This is a genomic window from Phyllobacterium myrsinacearum (assembly GCF_014138285.1).
Lineage (GTDB): Bacteria > Pseudomonadota > Alphaproteobacteria > Rhizobiales > Rhizobiaceae > Phyllobacterium > Phyllobacterium myrsinacearum_A.
On record NZ_JACGXN010000001.1, the window covers coordinates 1,665,629 to 1,681,766 of the forward strand.

17 protein-coding genes are annotated in these 16,138 nt (G+C 56.9%); 5 read left to right on the plus strand and 12 right to left on the minus strand.

Annotated features, from left to right (window positions below; translation table 11 throughout):
• Nucleotides 1-150 precede the first annotated feature (150 nt).
• The 3 genes from mgtE to FHW16_RS08310 all read right to left on the minus strand — a co-directional run bounded on the left by mgtE (nt 151) and on the right by FHW16_RS08310 (nt 5,154).
• Nucleotides 151-1,536 carry a magnesium transporter gene (mgtE, locus tag FHW16_RS08300; protein WP_182548595.1) on the minus strand — a complete coding sequence of 462 codons (1,386 nt, stop codon included), beginning with the start codon at nt 1,534-1,536 and terminating at the stop codon, nt 151-153.
• A gap of 283 nt (nt 1,537-1,819) precedes the next feature.
• A complete protein-coding gene (locus tag FHW16_RS08305; RefSeq protein WP_182548596.1) occupies nt 1,820-4,261 on the minus strand; it encodes a GcvT family protein in 2,442 nt (813 codons plus the stop codon).
• A complete protein-coding gene (locus FHW16_RS08310) occupies nt 4,258-5,154 on the minus strand; it encodes a phosphotransferase (RefSeq protein ID WP_182548597.1) in 897 nt (298 codons plus the stop codon). Before FHW16_RS08310 ends, FHW16_RS08305 begins: the two co-directional genes overlap by 4 nt.
• A 176-nt stretch (nt 5,155-5,330) precedes the next feature.
• On the opposite strand from FHW16_RS08310, the gene FHW16_RS08315 reads away from it, so the two are divergent.
• Together FHW16_RS08315 and FHW16_RS08320 are read left to right on the plus strand one after the other, a co-directional pair.
• Complete coding sequence (locus FHW16_RS08315) at nt 5,331-6,101, plus strand: DeoR family transcriptional regulator (RefSeq protein WP_182548979.1); 771 nt, start codon at nt 5,331-5,333, stop codon at nt 6,099-6,101.
• A gap of 64 nt (nt 6,102-6,165) precedes the next feature.
• Nucleotides 6,166-6,735 (plus strand): methylated-DNA--[protein]-cysteine S-methyltransferase, encoded by a 570-nt coding sequence (locus FHW16_RS08320; RefSeq protein ID WP_348643861.1) that lies wholly within the window; start codon nt 6,166-6,168, stop codon nt 6,733-6,735.
• On the opposite strand, the gene FHW16_RS08325 is transcribed toward FHW16_RS08320, so the two are convergent.
• Complete coding sequence (locus tag FHW16_RS08325; protein ID WP_182548598.1) at nt 6,732-8,117, minus strand: PLP-dependent aminotransferase family protein; 1,386 nt, start codon at nt 8,115-8,117, stop codon at nt 6,732-6,734. The genes FHW16_RS08320 and FHW16_RS08325 overlap by 4 nt on opposite strands.
• Before the next feature lie 197 nt (nt 8,118-8,314).
• Between FHW16_RS08325 and FHW16_RS08330 the strand changes: the two genes are divergently transcribed.
• Nucleotides 8,315-8,707, plus strand: coding sequence for a DUF983 domain-containing protein (locus tag FHW16_RS08330; RefSeq protein WP_182548599.1), 393 nt, complete (start codon nt 8,315-8,317; stop codon nt 8,705-8,707).
• A gap of 41 nt (nt 8,708-8,748) precedes the next feature.
• Here the strand turns inward: FHW16_RS08330 and FHW16_RS08335 are convergent, their stop codons facing one another.
• Entirely contained in the window at nt 8,749-9,489 is a 741-nt protein-coding gene (locus tag FHW16_RS08335; RefSeq protein WP_182548600.1) for an SDR family oxidoreductase, read from the minus strand.
• Between the two features lie 99 nt (nt 9,490-9,588).
• Here FHW16_RS08335 and FHW16_RS08340 point away from each other — a divergent pair, with 99 nt between their 5' ends.
• Complete coding sequence (locus FHW16_RS08340) at nt 9,589-10,200, plus strand: TetR/AcrR family transcriptional regulator (RefSeq protein WP_182548601.1); 612 nt, start codon at nt 9,589-9,591, stop codon at nt 10,198-10,200.
• A gap of 55 nt (nt 10,201-10,255) precedes the next feature.
• On the opposite strand, the gene rpsP is transcribed toward FHW16_RS08340, so the two are convergent.
• The 4 genes from rpsP to FHW16_RS08360 all read right to left on the minus strand — a co-directional run bounded on the left by rpsP (nt 10,256) and on the right by FHW16_RS08360 (nt 13,129).
• On the minus strand, nt 10,256-10,717 hold the full coding sequence (gene rpsP / locus FHW16_RS08345) for a 30S ribosomal protein S16 (protein ID WP_182548602.1): 462 nt from the start codon (nt 10,715-10,717) through the stop codon (nt 10,256-10,258).
• 17 nt (nt 10,718-10,734) lie between these two features.
• Nucleotides 10,735-11,043, minus strand: a complete 309-nt coding sequence (locus FHW16_RS08350; protein ID WP_182509252.1) for a chorismate mutase — start codon at nt 11,041-11,043, stop codon at nt 10,735-10,737.
• 2 nt (nt 11,044-11,045) lie between these two features.
• Nucleotides 11,046-12,629 carry a signal recognition particle protein gene (ffh, locus tag FHW16_RS08355; protein ID WP_182548603.1) on the minus strand — a complete coding sequence of 528 codons (1,584 nt, stop codon included), beginning with the start codon at nt 12,627-12,629 and terminating at the stop codon, nt 11,046-11,048.
• A gap of 245 nt (nt 12,630-12,874) precedes the next feature.
• Complete coding sequence (locus FHW16_RS08360) at nt 12,875-13,129, minus strand: BrnA antitoxin family protein (protein WP_348643862.1); 255 nt, start codon at nt 13,127-13,129, stop codon at nt 12,875-12,877.
• 440 nt (nt 13,130-13,569) lie between these two features.
• On the opposite strand from FHW16_RS08360, the gene FHW16_RS08365 reads away from it, so the two are divergent.
• Nucleotides 13,570-14,391 (plus strand): lytic murein transglycosylase, encoded by an 822-nt coding sequence (locus FHW16_RS08365; protein WP_182548604.1) that lies wholly within the window; start codon nt 13,570-13,572, stop codon nt 14,389-14,391.
• A 58-nt stretch (nt 14,392-14,449) separates the two neighbouring features.
• Here FHW16_RS08365 and FHW16_RS08370 read toward each other — a convergent pair whose 3' ends face one another.
• The 3 genes from FHW16_RS08370 to FHW16_RS08380 all read right to left on the minus strand — a co-directional run bounded on the left by FHW16_RS08370 (nt 14,450) and on the right by FHW16_RS08380 (nt 16,137).
• The gene (locus FHW16_RS08370; protein ID WP_182548605.1) at nt 14,450-14,860 is read right to left on the minus strand and encodes a nuclear transport factor 2 family protein; all 411 of its coding nucleotides are present in this window, start codon (nt 14,858-14,860) and stop codon (nt 14,450-14,452) included.
• Between the two features lie 3 nt (nt 14,861-14,863).
• Nucleotides 14,864-15,532, minus strand: a complete 669-nt coding sequence (locus tag FHW16_RS08375; protein ID WP_182548606.1) for a carbonic anhydrase — start codon at nt 15,530-15,532, stop codon at nt 14,864-14,866.
• Nucleotides 15,533-15,600: 68 nt separating this feature from the next.
• Nucleotides 15,601-16,137 carry a GNAT family N-acetyltransferase gene (locus FHW16_RS08380; protein WP_182548607.1) on the minus strand — a complete coding sequence of 179 codons (537 nt, stop codon included), beginning with the start codon at nt 16,135-16,137 and terminating at the stop codon, nt 15,601-15,603.
• Between the last annotated feature and the right edge of the window lies 1 nt (nt 16,138).

Here is a 16,138-nt window from a genome sequence, read left to right on the forward strand (position 1 = left end):
TGCATTTGCGCGCTCCTTACATGTTTTTTCGCAAATGCGAAAGGGGGGATACGCTTTTGGCTGGCCGTTGCCTGCATTACAGCTATGCAGGCGTAACAGCTCTCCGCTGGGGTTGAGCGCGGCAAATCCGGGAAATTGCCGCGCGTCTGGTCAAAGCAGGGTGCCGGAAAGGAAGACCAGCGCAATCGAGAAATAGATCACCAGCCCGGTCACGTCGACCAGCGTGGCGACAAAAGGCGCAGAGGCGCTGGCAGGATCGAAGCCGATCTTTTGCAGGAGAAATGGCAGCATCGATCCGACGAGCGATCCGAAGGTCACAATACCGATCAACGCAGCGCCAACAGTTGCGGCGATCAGCATCCAGTGCGGGCCGTAATCATACAGGCCGATCATCTGCCATGTACTGATGCGGATGACGCCGATCAGGCCAAGGAAGGAGCCAAGCACCATCCCGGTGGGCAGCTCACGCAGGGCGACCCGCCACCAATCCTTCAGACGCAATTCCTGCAACGCCAGGGCACGTATCAACAGCGATGTGGCCTGGGAGCCGGAATTGCCCCCTGAACTCATGATCAATGGTATGAACAAGGTGAGAACGACAGCCTTTTCCAGTTCACCCTCGAAATACTGCATGGCACTGGCGGTCAGCATCTCGCTGAGAAACAATACACCCAGCCAGCCTGCCCGCTTGCGCAGCATTTGGACAAATCCGATCTGCATGTAGGGCTTGTTCAAGGCCTCCATGCCGCCGAATTTCAGCGTGTCTTCGGTCATTTCCTGCGTCATGGCGTCGATCACATCATCGACGGTAACGATACCGATGATGTGATTGTCGTCATTGACCACGGGAACGGCAAGCAGATCGTGCTTGCGGAAGAGCCGGGCGACGTCCTCCTGGTCGGTCAGCGGACCGACAGTCACGGGGGCTACGTCGCGGCCGACGCTCATGATGGAATCATTTGCCTCGCTGGTGATCAGTCGGCGCAATGCAACAGCACGCAACAGACCCTTGGTCTTCGGGTCGGTCACGTAGATTGCATAAATCGTCTCGCGAGACCGCTCAACTTCGCGAATATGCTGAAGCGTTGCAGCGACGTTCCAGTTGGCGGGAACGCTGACAAACTCCGTGGTCATCAGGCTGCCTGCCGTATGGGGCGGGTAATGCAACAGTTTGCGAAGCGCGGCCTTGGTTTCCTGCCCGAGGCTGGAAGCAAGGCGGATACGGGTTTCATCGTCGAACTGCTGGAAAATATCCGTGACACGGTCGGCCGACATAGCATCGAGCAGTTCGCGTGCGATCGGTGCGGGAAGCTCGGCGATAATCTCGGCGGATGAGTGCAGTTCGGGCTGATCCAGGATCAAAACGGCGTGATCGCGCGGCATTTCAGCCAGAATGCCGACAGCATCCTCGATATCGAGTTCATTGAGCAGTTCAACAGCATCAGCGGCCTGCATGGCAGCAAGCTGTTCAGCTACATTGGATGCCTGTGCCAAGTCGGCATTGAGTGCATCCTGGGTTAAGCGAAGGTCGTTCATTTTAGCTCGCCTTTCCGTCGATCCGCCGTCACGGCTGATCGGGGCGAGCTGATCTCTTAAGAATCAGGCCACGATCGCCAATGACGGCGCAAACAATCGACTATGACTGTCGTCGTTGGGCATAAGAGATAGACTCCGGTTTGGTGATACGTGACCGAAATTTTCCGGTCACGTGGTGCCATTTGGTCCCCTTCCCAGGGAAAGTCAACCCCCTGGAAATTATGCCGCAGGGGGCTGAATTGCTGGGGTTTTGGCGTGCTCAGTTCAAGGGTTAATCAATCCCTCACGCCTTCACTTTTGCGTTCTGCGGATCGTAGAGAGGATCGAGGTGAATTCTGGCGGGGAACCGTTCATTGGCGACAATGAGTTCGTAGGTTTCATCGGTCAGAAAACCATCCGTCACACCATCCGGATGACGTACATAACCAAAGCCGATGGGCTTGCCGATCGTGTAGCCAAAACCGCCGCTGGTCAGATAACCGACCGCTTCGCCGTTGCGCAGGATTGTCTCGCGCCCGAGAAGAACCACGTCGTCCTTGATCACCGTGAACCCGGCAAAGCGCTTCTTGAGTGGGGTAGCCCGAATGGTCTCACTGGCTTTCCGGCCAAGGAATTCCGTGTTTTTGCGCAGTTTGACGGCCCAGCCCAGCCCGGCCTCGAAAGGCGAGTCATTCGGGGTGATGTCGGAACCCCAAGCACGGTAGCCTTTTTCCAGCCGCAGGGATTCCAGTGCCCGGTATCCGACTGGCTCTATGCCGAAATCCGCACCGGCCAGCATCAAGGCGTCGAAGACGGCGCCGGTGGCGGCAATGGGGATGTGCAGTTCCCAGCCGAGTTCACCGACATAGGTGACACGCAGGGCGCGGACCGTTGCGCCGGCAACGGTGATTTCCCTGACATGACCAAAGGGGAAGGCGCTGTTGCCAACGTCGGTCTCCGTGATCCGGGCGAGGACATCCCGCGCTTTCGGTCCCATGAGGGAAAGCGTGCCGAAATGCTCGGTGATATCGACCAGGCGTGCATCCAGCCCTTCCCCGATATGGTCCCTGATCCAGGCAAAGTCATGTGTCCGGAAACCGGTTCCGGTCACGATATAGAATTTGTCCTCGGCAAGCCGCGCGACGGTGAGATCGCATTCAATGCCGCCGCGGGTATTGAGAAGCTGCGTGTAAGTCAGGCGCCCCACGGGCTTGGCGACATCATTGGCGCAGATATAGTCCAATGCCTTTAGCGCGTCCTTGCCTGTCAGTTCATACTTGGCAAAGGAAGACTGGTCGAAAATGCCGACCTTTTCCCGGATAAGCGCATGCTCTTTACCGACCTGATCAAACCAGTTCTGCCGACCCATTGAATAGATGTCGATCGCTTCCACGCCCTTCGGCGCGAACCAGTTGGGGCGTTCCCACCCGAGTTTTGAACCGAAAACGGCACCATGCCGCTTCAGACGATCGTAGAGGGGCGACATGATGGCAGGCCGTCCGGACGTGTACTCCTCATGCGGAAAACCGATCGTGTAATGTTTGCCGTAGGCTTCCAGCGTGCGATCGAGCACCCAGTCGCGATCGCGGTGGAGATTGGAGAAGCGCCTGATATCGACGGTCCAGAGATCGAGCGGCGCTTCGCCATCGATGACCCACTGGGCCAGAACCCAGCCAGCGCCGCCCCCGGACGCGATGCCAAAGGCATTGAAGCCTGCGCCGACAAACATGTTGGAACATTCGGGAGCCCGCCCGAGGATAAAATTGCCGTCGGGCGTGAAACTCTCAGGCCCATTGATCATCTGCTTGACGCCGACGGTTTCGAGGGCGGGAATACGCTTGATGGCCTGCACCATATGCTGTTCAAAATGATCGAAATCATCGTCGAACAGGCGGAACTGCCAATCTTCGGGTACATCGCCGGTCACCCAACCCTGCGGATTGGGCTCATAGCCACCCATGACCAGTCCGCCCACCTCTTCCTTGAAATAGGTGCGCCGGTCGGGGTCACGGATTGTCGGCGCATCAGAGGACAGGCCATCGATCTTTTCTGTAATGATATACTGGTGCTTGACGGGTTGGAGCGGGACGTTGATGCCCGCCATCGCCCCCACCTGCCGTGCCCATTGGCCAGCGCAATTGACCACCTTTTCACAGGTGATGTCACCCTGATCCGTCTTGACCTTGACGATACGCTCACCGTCCATCTCGAAACCGGTCACGCGAATATTCTCGACCAGTTTCGCGCCGTTCATGCGCGCACCACGCGCGAGCGACTGAGTAATATCAGAGGGACTCGCCTGTCCGTCCGTCGGCAGCCAGCTCGCTCCAACCAGGTCATCAACGCGCATGAGTGGCCACATAGCCTTGACCTCCTGCGGCGATAGAAGATGCATCTCCATGCCGAAGCTGCCAGCGGTTGTTGCCAAGCGCCGAAACTCGGTCCAGCGATCCTGATTGGTGGCAAGCCGCAGGCAGCCCGTCATTTTCCAGCCCGTTGCCAGACCGGTCTCCTCGTCAAGCCGTTTGTATAGATCGACCGAGTATTTGAGGACGCGTGTGATCGATGCGGAGGAGCGTAACTGCCCGACCAGTCCCGCCGCATGCCAGGTTGAACCTGACGTCAGCTGTCCCTGTTCCAGAAGGATGACATCGGCTTTGTGGTCCTTGGCAAGATGGTAGGCTGTCGAACAGCCGATGATGCCGCCGCCGATAACGACGATCTGAGCGTGATTGGGCAGGGTCATGATCTGTTTCCGTATGTGGTTCGAAACCGGTCGAGCGCCTGATCCAGCCGCTCCAGATTTTCGTGGGTATAGGCGGCGTAATCGACGCCGGGTGCATTGAGGTAGAGTTCGGAGACCATGCCCCACATGGCTTCGCGCAGCAGCGAGGCACACTGCATGGCCGCATGGGCGCGTTTCAGCGCGGAGTCAGGCGAAGTCCCGAAATAGAGGGCCAGCAATGCTTCCGATTCATCGTCACTCAGACCGGCGTTGGAGGCGATGCCGGCAAGATCGAACATGGCCGTGGAAAAGCCCGCATATTCAAAATCGATCAACCAGAGACGCTCACCGTCGTCGAGGATATTGGCGGGCAAGAGATCATTGTGGCTGAAGATGATCGGCAAGGGGATCTGCGCCGTCTCCATCTCCGTGGCTATGGCGAGGTAGCTGTCCAGATGACCGACCATACGGCTCTTGCCCGCAGCCAGTGTGCGGGCATAGTCGCGGATGACATGAAACACCCAGAACATGAATCCGGCGCCGGTAATATGCTCCGGCATTGTCGAATGGAACTGCCGGATCAGGTTGGCAACACCAGCAATGTTTCTACGCACGTCAGGTGCGTTGTAGGTTTTGGCGCCGAGAAATGCCGAGACCATGACGCCTTCGTCCGCGTAGAAAAGCTCCGGTGCAAATCCGGCCTTATGGGCTGCCTTGGCCGTCATGGCCTCGCGATCGCGAAAGACATGATGAAATGGGTAATCCCGGCCAAAGCGCACCACATATTTGCGGGCACTATCCTCGACGACGTAGCTTTCATTGCTGATCCCGCCCTTGAGGAGCGATACGCGAATGGTTCCGCGCCATAGCGGCAACGCAGCAATCCGGGCTTCACTGGTCTGGCTCTGCGTCATGGGCAATCCAGAGAAATGGGTCCCCGCCTTGAGTACCCTATGCGGTAAATCTCATCCGCATCACAGGCCTTGTCAATGCATTTCTGTGAGTTTTTGTGGTTTTTATGACTGATATATAAAATTTTTGTGGTAATGATGTTTGAGGCTGCATTGGTCATGCAGCATTGACGAGGTGAATTATGGTTTCCAAACGGCGTGGTGAGATCACGAAAGTTTTGCAGGATGAAGGTACGATCTCGATTTCGGATTTGGCGCAAAGGCTCGGCGTTTCCCTGGAAACGATACGGCGTGACGTCAAACCGCTGACGGATGAAGGTGTCATCGTACGAACCCATGGTGCTGTCGGACTGCCGCAACATCTGGGTGAAGCACCATTCGAGCGGCGTATGCGCGAGAATGCCGGCGCCAAGCGGGCAATCGCCAGATATGTTGCGAGCACTATCGGTAATGGCGACTCGATCATGCTCGATACCGGCACGACGACAAGTTTTCTGGCGCGGGAGCTGCTGCAATACCGCAACCTGACCGTCGTGACCAATTCTTCCGACATCGCGCGAACACTGGCGACGGTGAACGGCAACAAGGTTTTCATGGCGGGTGGCGAACTGCGCAGCGACAACGGTGCTGCTTTCGGTGCGCTTGCCATCGACTTTATAAGCCGCTTCAATGTTGCTCATTCCATCATCTCCATCGGCGCTGTCGATGCGACGCACGGATTGATGGACTACAATCTGGAGGAAGCGGAATTCGCGCGGATGGTCCTGTCGCGTGGCGAGCGATCGGTGGTAGTGACGGATGCATCCAAGTTCGGCCGGCAGGGTCTTGTTCAGGTCTGTGATTTCACCGGGTTTGATGAACTTGTAACCGACTCTGCACCCCCCGAAGCCATTGTCCTGTCGCTTGGCCGGGCGGGTATAAAAGTCAATATCGCTGACAGTAGTGCCTGACAAGAATCGGGTGGCGGCTTGAGGACAAGCGGATAGAATCGCGCGCATGAGTCGGGAGATCCTCGTGACAAAGACCTTGCGCTACAAACATATCCAGACGCCAATCGGTCCCATGATTGCCATGGCGAACGATGAAGGGCTTTCGCTGCTTGAGTTCGCCGACCGGCCTGCCTTACCTGCGGAACTGACGGAACTCGAGCAGCGCTATCGCTATACCATCATGCCCGGCAACCACCGGTATCTCGATCAGATCGAAGGCGAAATAGCGGCCTATTTTGCCGGGGAACAGACGGTGTTCAAGACGCCCCTGTTTCTGCCTGCCACGCCGTTTCAGCGTACGATCTGGTCCATGCTCCTCGACATTCCCTTTGGCGAAACCCGTACCTATGGCGGGATGGCACGGGCACTCGGCAAGCCGAATTCCAGCCGGGCGGTGGGCGGTGCGAACGGCCAGAATCGCATTGCCATTGTCGTTCCCTGTCACCGGATCATTGGGGCTGACGGATCGTTGACCGGCTATGGCGGCGGCCAGCCGCGCAAGCGCTTTCTGCTTGATCTGGAACACCGGGTTGCCGCACGGAAATCGGAAGAGCCCGTGTTTCACCCCATTACCGCGCAGGGAAGCTTTCTCTAGACAATAATCCCCGTAGCGAAACGCGGCTCGTGCAGCAACCGGTCAAGCAGGACCAGTGCCTGCTCAAGCCTTTCCCTGTTTGGCGCAGCTCCCAGTGACAGCCGGACAGCTTCAGGTGCCGTCGGGGCAATGCTGAAGGCCGAGGCGGGAACGATTCCGATGCCGGAACGGCGCGCGAGAGCAGAAAACTCCGCGGCGCTCCACTGGACCGGCACGTCAAGCCAAAGGTGGTGGGCGGCAGGCTGTGCCGAGAAATGCCAGTTCTTCAGAACCTTTCGGGCGATGGCCTGCCGCGCACGGCTTTCTTCACGGATGGCATCGGCAATCCTGTAAAGAATGCCCTCATTGATCCATGCGGTGGCGATGGCCATCAGCAGTGGCGATGCGGTGGGATTGCTGGCACGCAGGCTCGATGCAAGCTTCAGCACGTCCAGCCCGGAGGGGCAGACAACATAGGCCACGCGCAATGCCGGTGTGGCGCATTTCGAGAGAGTTGCGATATGCCAGGTGATATCGGGTGCTATCGAGGCGATCGCGGGCAAGGGGTTATCAAGAAGCTCTGCATAGGGATCGTCCTCGATAATCATGACATCGTGGCGTTGGGCGATGCTGACGATGATCTGACGGCGTGAAAGCGGCATCGTCACCGTTGTTGGATTATCGATCGAGGGGCAGAGGTAAATCGCCTTGGGTTTCGACGTTCTGCAGCAACTTTCGAACACATCGGGGATAATCCCGCTCCTGTCCGTGGCAAGCGGGTGCAGAGGGATGCCAAGTGCCGAGCAGACCGATTTCAGACCGGGATAGGTCAATGCTGCGGCGCATATGGAACCTTGCCCGGCCAGGAGGCTGCAAATGGCAAAGAGTGCACTCTGAGCGCCTCCAGCGACCAGCAGGCGATCGGCCGACGGCGCTTCGCCAAAGCGCGGGGCCAGCCATTTTGTTCCGGCGGCCCGTGCAGCCTCTGTTCCGGTGCCTTCCTGATAGCTGAGGAAGTGGCTCGATGCGCCATTGAGGACGTGACTGACCCCGTTGATCAGGTGGCCGTGAAGATCCGCTTCTGCCGGTTGCGGTGGAATGATCATTGTCAAATCAAGGTCCGTCAGAAGGGATGCCATGCTTTGCACGGGCTGTGCCAACGAGCCCTTTATGGTGGTTCCGGAGCCGACTTTCGCTTCGATGATATCAAGGCGTCGTGCTTCGGTCATTGCCCGGGTGACGGTGGTCAGATCAATTCCGAGCTGCTTGGCAATCTCGCGCTGGGGAGGAAGAGAATCACCCGGCTTCAATACACCGGTCTCAATGTCGGCCACCAGCGCATCGACAATGCCCTGGTGCTTATAACGGGATGTGGTGGCGATTCGAGGCTTCCAAACGGTCATGTCAGGCTCTTTGTATGGTTTATCGCCGTACAATTATCCGGATGATTATGCCCGGGCAAGGACAAATTTGGCGGTTGATGAGTCACTGCACTTGCTTTTCTGCATACAATGTCTATGTTCTGCATAAATAGTATGCGTATTGTACGTTTAGTCATACAAATATCCATACAATAGATCAGCTTTGGAAAGGCTCCGCCATGTCTCAGACAGGCCACTACCACGCGACTGACAATCCAATGAAGACCGGCATCCTTGGACGCTGTCCGCAGTGCCAACAGGGGCGATTGTTCCACGGGTTCCTCAAGCTTGCACCCTCCTGCGAAGTTTGCGGACTGGATTATTCCTTTGCCGATCCGGCGGATGGCCCCGCTTTTTTTGCCATGACCATTGTGGCGGTTCCGGCGATGCTGTTCGCACTCTGGCTACAGACGACCTATGAGGTCTCAATCTGGGTGCATATTTTCACCACACTACCACTGACACTCTTCGGAAGCCTTATCCTTCTACGGCCGCTGAAGGGCTGGCTGGTGTGTTCGCAGTTTTTCCACAAGGCCGAAGAAGGCCGTCTGGTACGCAAGGGCGAGCAATAGAAAAACCCGGGCGGAAAACCACCCGGGACATTTTGGATTGATCAAGTGTTCGCGCCGCCATCGATTGTGAGCGATGTACCATTGATGAAACGGCCCTCTTCGCCGGCAAGAAATGCCACGAGACCGGCAATGTCCTTTGCCTCACCGAAACGCGGGATAGCCATGCGGGCGCGCTGGCCTTCAGCGTGATCGCCATTGGCAGGATTCATATCCGTGTCCGTAGAGCCGGGATGAACAATGTTCGCGGTGATCTCCCTGGGTCCGAGGTCGCGTGCCAGTGCCTTGGTCAGGCCAATCAATGCGGCCTTGCTGGTCGAGTAGGCGATGAGGCCAGAGAAAGGCACGATTTCTGCCAGATTGCTGCCGATGCTGATGATTCGCCCGCCTGCGGGCATGAGTGCGGCGGCAGCCTTTGCGGCAACGAAGCTTGCACGAACATGAATTGACATCACGCGATCAAATTCTTCCAGTTCCAGCTTATCGACGGTGTCCATTGTGTAGACGCCAGCACTGTTTACAAGAATATCCAGCCGCCCGAGTTTGGCGTGGGCTTCGTTGACCGCGCTCTCAACCGCTTTCGCATCTGTATTGTCCGCCTTGATGGCAATTGCCCGGCGGCCAAGTTTTTCGACGGCCTTGACCGTCTGATCCGCCTTATCAGGAGCGCTGGTGTAGGTGATGGCGATATCCGCACCATCTTCTGCCAGTTTAAGGGCAATGGCTGCGCCGATACCGCGGCTACCGCCGGTGACGAAGGCGACTTTATTGGAGAGACGAGACATCAGTTTTCCTTTTTGTAATGATTGATACATAAACCATTGCCACTCTTGCGCAGAGGCGTCAAGTGATTTATGTATTGATTGTTACAAAAGGAGTTTGTCATGTCGCCGAAAGGTCGGCCCCGCGCATTTGATCGTGATGCTGCGTTGGAACGCGCAATGCTGGTTTTCTGGCAGAAGGGGTATGACAGTGCCTCGATGTCTGATCTGACCGCGGCGATGCAGATCAACGCGCCAAGCCTTTACGCGGCTTTCGGCAGCAAGGCTGGTCTGTTCAGGGCGGCGGTTGAACTTTACAGCAACCAAGTTGGACAGCGCATCAAGAATTCTTTGCCAATGGCAGAAACTGCAAAAAAGGGGATTGCTGATTTTCTTATGCAGACAGCCATTTCGCATACGCAACCTGGCCAGCCGCATGGATGCATGGTGGTTCTGGGTGCATTGCATGGTGAGGAAGGCGTGGACACGCCTTGTTCTCTTCTGAGGGAACGCCGTCTCGATAATGTAACACTTTTACGTGAGCGTCTGGAACGCGGGGTACGCGAAGGCGAACTTTCAAAAACGGTCGATCTTCAGCAGGTTGCCGAGTTCTACGCGACCGTACAGCACGGGATGTCGATCACCGCACGCGACGGCTCGACACTGGATCAGCTGGTGAAGACTGCAAACGCGGCCATGGCCGCCTGGGATGGGCTGACGGTAGATACTGATTAAAACAAAAACGGGCGGCAAAGCCACCCGTTTTGCGGTCGATATGTGAGGCCGTTTATTAGCTGGCGGCTTCTTCAGTCGCAGCTTCTTCTGCAGGGGCAGCAGCAGCTTCAGCGGCAGCAGCCTTGGCGGCTTCTTCAGCTGCCTTTGCAGCTTCTGCTTCCGCAATAACCTTTGCCTTCGCATCTTCTTCAGCCTGCTTGGCAAAAGCAATACGCTCCTGAGCCTTCTTGCCTGGAAGAGCCTTTTCCGGGTTGTTGCGTGTGTCGCGCTTGGCAATGCCAGCCTGATCGAGGAAGCGCAGAACGCGGTCTGTCGGCTGTGCGCCGTGACTTATCCAGTAGTTGATGCGGTCCGCATCAAGCTTGACGCGATCGCCGTCCTTAGGAAGCATCGGGTTCCAGGAACCAACGTTTTCGATGAAACGGCCGTCGCGTGGTGCGCGAACGTCAGCGATAACGACGTGGTAGTAAGGGCGCTTCTTGGAGCCGGCGCGTGCCAGGCGAATCTTGATAGACATGGGGTATTCTCCTTAGGTTAGTTCGCGGCGTTCTCTTTGGCCGCAGTTGTTTCGTGATGTCTGATCACTTCCTTGACGATGAAGTTCAGAAACTTCTCGGCAAAATCGGGGTCGAGGTCGGCCGACTGGGCGAGGGAGCGCAGACGTTCAACCTGTCGTTTTTCGCGCGCGGGATCGGCAGCAGCGAGGCCATTCTTGGCCTTCAGCACACCCACGGCTTTGGTGCAGCGGAAACGTTCCGCCAGCATGTGGATCAGCGCCGCATCGATATTGTCGATGGATGCGCGCAGTTCGAGCAATTCTTTGGGCAGAGAGGAAGACGTCATGCTTATCCCTTCTTCTTCGGCAGGCCCGGAAGGCCGCCACCAAGGCCGGGCAAGCGCGGGAGGCCGCCACCCAAACCACCACCACCGAGACCGCCGGGAAGACCGGGCAATCCACCACCCTTGCCGAATCCGGCGGCTTCCGCCTGTTTCTGCAAGGCTTCAAGCTGTTTCGGGTCCATCTTGGACAGGTCGGGCATGCCGCCCATACCACCCATGCCGCCTAAACCGCCAAGACCCATCTTTGCACCAATACCGCCCATCATCTGTTTCATGATGCCGCCTTTGCCCTTGCCGCCCATCGCCTTCATCATATCCGCCATCTGGCGGTGCATTTTGAGAAGCTTGTTGATGTCGGCGGCATTGGTGCCGGAGCCCTTGGCGATGCGCTGCTTGCGTGAATGTTTCAGCATGTCCGGATTGGTGCGTTCGGCAGCAGTCATTGATGAAATGATCGCGAGCTGGCGTTTGAAAATGGAGTCGTCAAGACCCGCTGCTGCCATCTGATCCTTCATCTTGCCCATGCCGGGCATCATGCCCATGATGCCGCCCATGCCGCCAAGCTTCTGCATCTGGCCGATCTGGTCCGCCAGATCGTTGAGATCGAACTTGCCGGACTGCATCTTCTTGGCCATCGCTGCGGCTTTTTCCGCGTCGATGTTTTCGGCTGCTTTTTCAACGAGCGAAACAATGTCACCCATGCCGAGGATACGGTCAGCGATACGCCGCGGGTAGAATTCCTCCAGCGCATCCATCTTTTCGCCGGTGGCGATCAGTTTGATCGGCTTGCCGGTAACAGCACGCATCGAGAGGGCTGCACCGCCACGGCCATCGCCGTCCATGCGGGTGAGGACAAGGCCGGTAATACCAACACGCTCATCGAAGGACCGCGCGAGATTGACGGCATCCTGACCGGTCAGGGCGTCGGCAACGAGCAGAATTTCATGCGGATTGGTCTTCTTCTTGATGTCGGCCATCTCGACCATCAAGGGCTCGTCAATGTGCGTACGGCCTGCCGTGTCGAGAATAACGACATCATGACCGCCGAGCTTGGCAGCCTGTACCGCGCGCGCGGCGATCTCGACCGGTGTCTGACCGGCAATAATGGGGAGCGTATCGACGCCAGTCTGCACGCCAAGCTGCCGCAGCTGTTCCTGGGCAGCCGGTCGGCGCGTATCGAGCGACGCCATCAGTACTTTTTTCTTCGAGCGTTCGGTCAGACGCTTGCCGATCTTGCCCGTGGTGGTGGTTTTACCGGAGCCCTGCAGACCAACCATCATGATAACGACGGGAGCCGGGGCATTCAGGTCAATAGTGACGCCTTCGGCACCGAGCATGTCGACGAGTTCATCATGGACGATCTTGACGACCATCTGGCCCGGCTTGATGCTCTTCAGGACTTCAGCGCCGACAGCCTTGGCGCGGACCTTGTCCGTGAACGAGCGGACAACATCGAGGGCAACGTCAGCTTCGATCAGTGCCCGGCGCACTTCGCGCAAGGCCGCCGCGACGTCGGCATCCGACAACGCGCCGCGACCCGTCAGGCCATTCAAAATCGAACCTAGTCGTTCCTGTAAGCTCTCAAACATCCGTTTTCCTTTATCCTTCCGGGAACCGTTTCCCCGAGAGGTAAGCATCCTCCGCGCCAAAGCCCATACCCAAAATGCGGCTCAAAGCAAAATTGCACCCGAGGGCGCATCGCGCTGTCGGGTGTTGACCTCCGGGATCGTCAGACCCTTGCGGGGCCCCGGTCGGCTGCTCGGAGTTTGGAACTCGTCGCGGATTGATGCGCGGCTTAAACAGTAAATGCAGCTCAAAGTCAAGGTGGCCGCTGCTATGCGCGCTTTTTCAGCCCCGCCGCTTTGCGCAAGACCTCGTCGATACGACTCTGCCAGCCGGGACCACCGGAACGGAAATAATCAAGCACATCAGGGCTGAGCCGGATGGAGACAGGCGTCTTGGTTATATCCGCAACCGGCCTGCCAGGCTTGCGCTTACTCAATTGTGTAATGAGAACAGTATCCGGATCTGCCAGCCCTGCCTTGGTAAGCGCAGCATCTTCTTCGGGGGTAATCTTATCCAAAGCCACTTGAATGCGTGCTCTGTGTGCCGTTTCTCAGTCATATTCGTTTGCATATCTTCTGATCTCGATGGTTGTCGATCTGCGTAAGGATATGACTCTAATCTGGTCACCGCGTTCGGTATAAAAGCGTGAAAAGGTTCTGCCCGATAAAGCCTATCACCACGGTTCGCTCTTCTGCATAGTTTTCTAGGCTGCCTATCAATAAGTCTAAGCATTGCCGCCGAATCAGGTTGTACTAAGCAATCATGGGTTGCGTATGGTTCGGGTATGGAGGATCTGCCGGAGATCCACGAAACGCACTCAGAGAGCGATGGAACGGCAAAACTGGGCCAGAATAAACGGAATAGGCGCGGTTTCGCCCAATATCGCCCGATTCTGCCAGATGACAGAATGACAGAAAAATGGCAGATAGGTTCAAAGTAGATTTAACTTTTAAGGAGATTTCCATGGCGTTTGTTGCCAAAGGCAAGTTTTTTGCGGGCGTAGCAGCCGCGCTTCTCATGACAGCAGGAGCGGCTCAGGCAGCGGCCCAGTGCGGCAACAATTCCGCTGGATTTCCGGCATGGGTTGAACAGTTCAAGCAACAAGCCAAATCCCAGGGTATTGGCAGCAAGGGTCTGAATGCCCTTAACAACCTGACCTACGCATCCAAGACGATCAGCTATGATCGGAATCAGAAGAGCTTCAAATACTCCCTCGAGAAGTTCATGCAGGTGCGCGGCGCTCAGGCGATCGTAGCGCGCGGCAAGAGGCAGAAGGCCGCGAATGCAGCTCTGTTCGCCAGTATTGAAAAGCGGTACGGCGTGCCAGCTGGTCCCATCATTGCCATCTGGGGTCTGGAAACCGGTTTCGGTGCGGCCACAGGAAACCAGCACACATTGTCCGCCGTGGCGACCCTTGCTTATGATTGCCGCCGCAGTGCCTATTTTACTGAGCAGCTTTATGCAGCCTTGCGTCTGATCGACAAGGATGACCTTGCTGCCGATGCCAGAGGCGCCCTGCACGGTGAAATCGGCCAGACGCAGTTCATGCCTGCCAACGTACTGAAGTACGGTGCTGATGGCGATGGCAGCGGTCATATCGATATGGTTCATTCCAAAGCTGATGCGCTGGCATCGACCGCGAATTATCTCGCCGGTCATGGCTGGCAGCGCGGTGCGGGTTATCAGCCCGGACAGCCGAATTTTGCGGCAATCCAGGAATGGAACGCAGCAACGGTGTACCAGCAGACTATTGCCATCATGGGCGCGCAGATCGACGGCAACTGAGATTGGTCTCGATCCGCGATGAGTCAGAAAAGGCCGGTGCTCTGCATCGGCCTTATCTTTAAAAGCCTTCGCAGGTCTCGCCTATTGCACCCTGTGCGCTGGCACTGATCTTGCCATTGCGGAAGCTGAATATTTCGCGGGAATAGGTGGTGTTCCCGGGGAACTCGTAGCACACGAACATTGTCAGTTTGCCGTTCTCCATGCCGCCCAATTTATGCCTGACGGTCGTTCCCTTTACCGCGCTTTCCCATTCGTCAAGAGAAGCGAGAAATTCGCTCTTGGTCTGCTCTATCTCCTGATCTTCAATAATAATCGTTGCGTCGTCGGTCAGGAGATCGGCAAATTCGGACCTGTTGGCGGTTTCGAGTGCCGCGTACCAGCGCTCGGCAAGCCTTTCCGGTGTATCTTCGGCCAGAGATGGCAGGGCGAGGCTGAGAAGCAGCACAAGGGAGACCAACAGCCTCTGCATCGGTTATTGCCCCGGCTGAAGGTCGACCAGTTCCGGGTCAGGGCGCAAAAAATCCCCAGTTTCAGGATTCATCACCCACAATTCGCCCGTCGAGATATCGAACCATGCACCGTGCAGGGTGAGGCGGCCCTTCTTCTCCAGAATGTCGACACAGGGGAAACTGCGCAGGTTCTTCAGGGAATAGCGGATGGAAATGCGCTCCAGGGCGGTCTGGCGTTCGAACGGCGTCATGAGCTCATTGGCGGCAACGGCTTCGGCAGCGGGCGCCACCAGACTCATCCATTTGCCGATGAAATCACCGGGTGAAAGCGGTTTGCTTTCCGTATCAAGCGCGGCCTTGATACCGCCGCAGCGTCCGTGACCCAAAACCACGATGTTTTTCACCTTGAGGCTTTGTACAGCAAATTCCAGCGCCGCCGAGGTCGAGTGGTATTCACCGTCGGGTGAATAGGGCGGGACCAGATTGGCGACATTGCGGATGACGAAAATCTCGCCGGGGCTGGTGTCGAAAATGATCTCGGGTGCAGCGCGGGAGTCGCAACAGGCGATTACCAGCGTTTCAGGAGTCTGGCCTTGTTCGGCCAACTGGCGGTAGCGCATGGTTTCATTGGCATACCGCTGTGCCATGAAGGTGCGATAACCGGTGAGCAGTCTCTCAGGAAGCATGGTCATGATGGTGCATTAATCCCGATTGAGGGGAAGATCAATTAGTCTTGCGTAGGTAGCAGCGAGCCAGAGGCTCAGGGCTCAAATGTCAGATACCAAAATAGGGCAGTTTCTTGTCGTGTCATCGGGATTGCTTTGTAAAGGCCCGTGTCGAAACCGCGCAGGGTAAAGCCGCAATGCCGGTAGAATGCACAGGCGGCGGCATTGTTATCCTGGGTTTCCAGCATAACGCCGGCAAGGTCGCGTGCTCTTGCCCACTCGATGGCCTGATCGACAAGCATCTTCCCCATGCCCGCTTTGCGGAAGTGTGCATCCACGGCAATGTTGTCGATGATGGCGTACTTGTTCCAGTTTTCCGACAGTTGAAGAACACCGGCCGGTGTCCGGTCTATCAGGGCAAGAAAGCCTGCCTTGTCGCTGACACCAATATAGTCAGCCAGATCATCTTCCTCATCATAGCACTTGATATAGGGCTCAACAGGAGCTGTTTGATAATCGATGACGCCATCGGCAAGGGAAAGCACAAGCCGCGCTTCCACCCGAAAAGAACCGTCGATTTTACGGACACGCCCGATGTCAGCGGTCTCCAATGGTCTGATCAACACCATCATA

Coding starts and splice junctions, on each gene's coding strand:
- FHW16_RS08365 (WP_182548604.1), top strand. CDS start 13,570: ATGGCGTTTGTTGCCAAAGGCAAGTTTTTTGCGGGCGTAGCAGCCGCG.
- FHW16_RS08340 (WP_182548601.1), top strand. CDS start 9,589: ATGTCGCCGAAAGGTCGGCCCCGCGCATTTGATCGTGATGCTGCGTTG.
- mgtE (WP_182548595.1), bottom strand. CDS start 1,536: ATGAACGACCTTCGCTTAACCCAGGATGCACTCAATGCCGACTTGGCA.
- ffh (WP_182548603.1), bottom strand. CDS start 12,629: ATGTTTGAGAGCTTACAGGAACGACTAGGTTCGATTTTGAATGGCCTG.
- FHW16_RS08380 (WP_182548607.1), bottom strand. CDS start 16,137: ATGATGGTGTTGATCAGACCATTGGAGACCGCTGACATCGGGCGTGTC.
- FHW16_RS08335 (WP_182548600.1), bottom strand. CDS start 9,489: ATGTCTCGTCTCTCCAATAAAGTCGCCTTCGTCACCGGCGGTAGCCGC.
- FHW16_RS08325 (WP_182548598.1), bottom strand. CDS start 8,117: ATGACCGTTTGGAAGCCTCGAATCGCCACCACATCCCGTTATAAGCAC.
- FHW16_RS08330 (WP_182548599.1), top strand. CDS start 8,315: ATGTCTCAGACAGGCCACTACCACGCGACTGACAATCCAATGAAGACC.
- FHW16_RS08350 (WP_182509252.1), bottom strand. CDS start 11,043: ATGACGTCTTCCTCTCTGCCCAAAGAATTGCTCGAACTGCGCGCATCC.
- FHW16_RS08375 (WP_182548606.1), bottom strand. CDS start 15,532: ATGACCATGCTTCCTGAGAGACTGCTCACCGGTTATCGCACCTTCATG.
- FHW16_RS08370 (WP_182548605.1), bottom strand. CDS start 14,860: ATGCAGAGGCTGTTGGTCTCCCTTGTGCTGCTTCTCAGCCTCGCCCTG.
- FHW16_RS08305 (WP_182548596.1), bottom strand. CDS start 4,261: ATGACCCTGCCCAATCACGCTCAGATCGTCGTTATCGGCGGCGGCATC.
- FHW16_RS08310 (WP_182548597.1), bottom strand. CDS start 5,154: ATGACGCAGAGCCAGACCAGTGAAGCCCGGATTGCTGCGTTGCCGCTA.
- rpsP (WP_182548602.1), bottom strand. CDS start 10,717: ATGTCTATCAAGATTCGCCTGGCACGCGCCGGCTCCAAGAAGCGCCCT.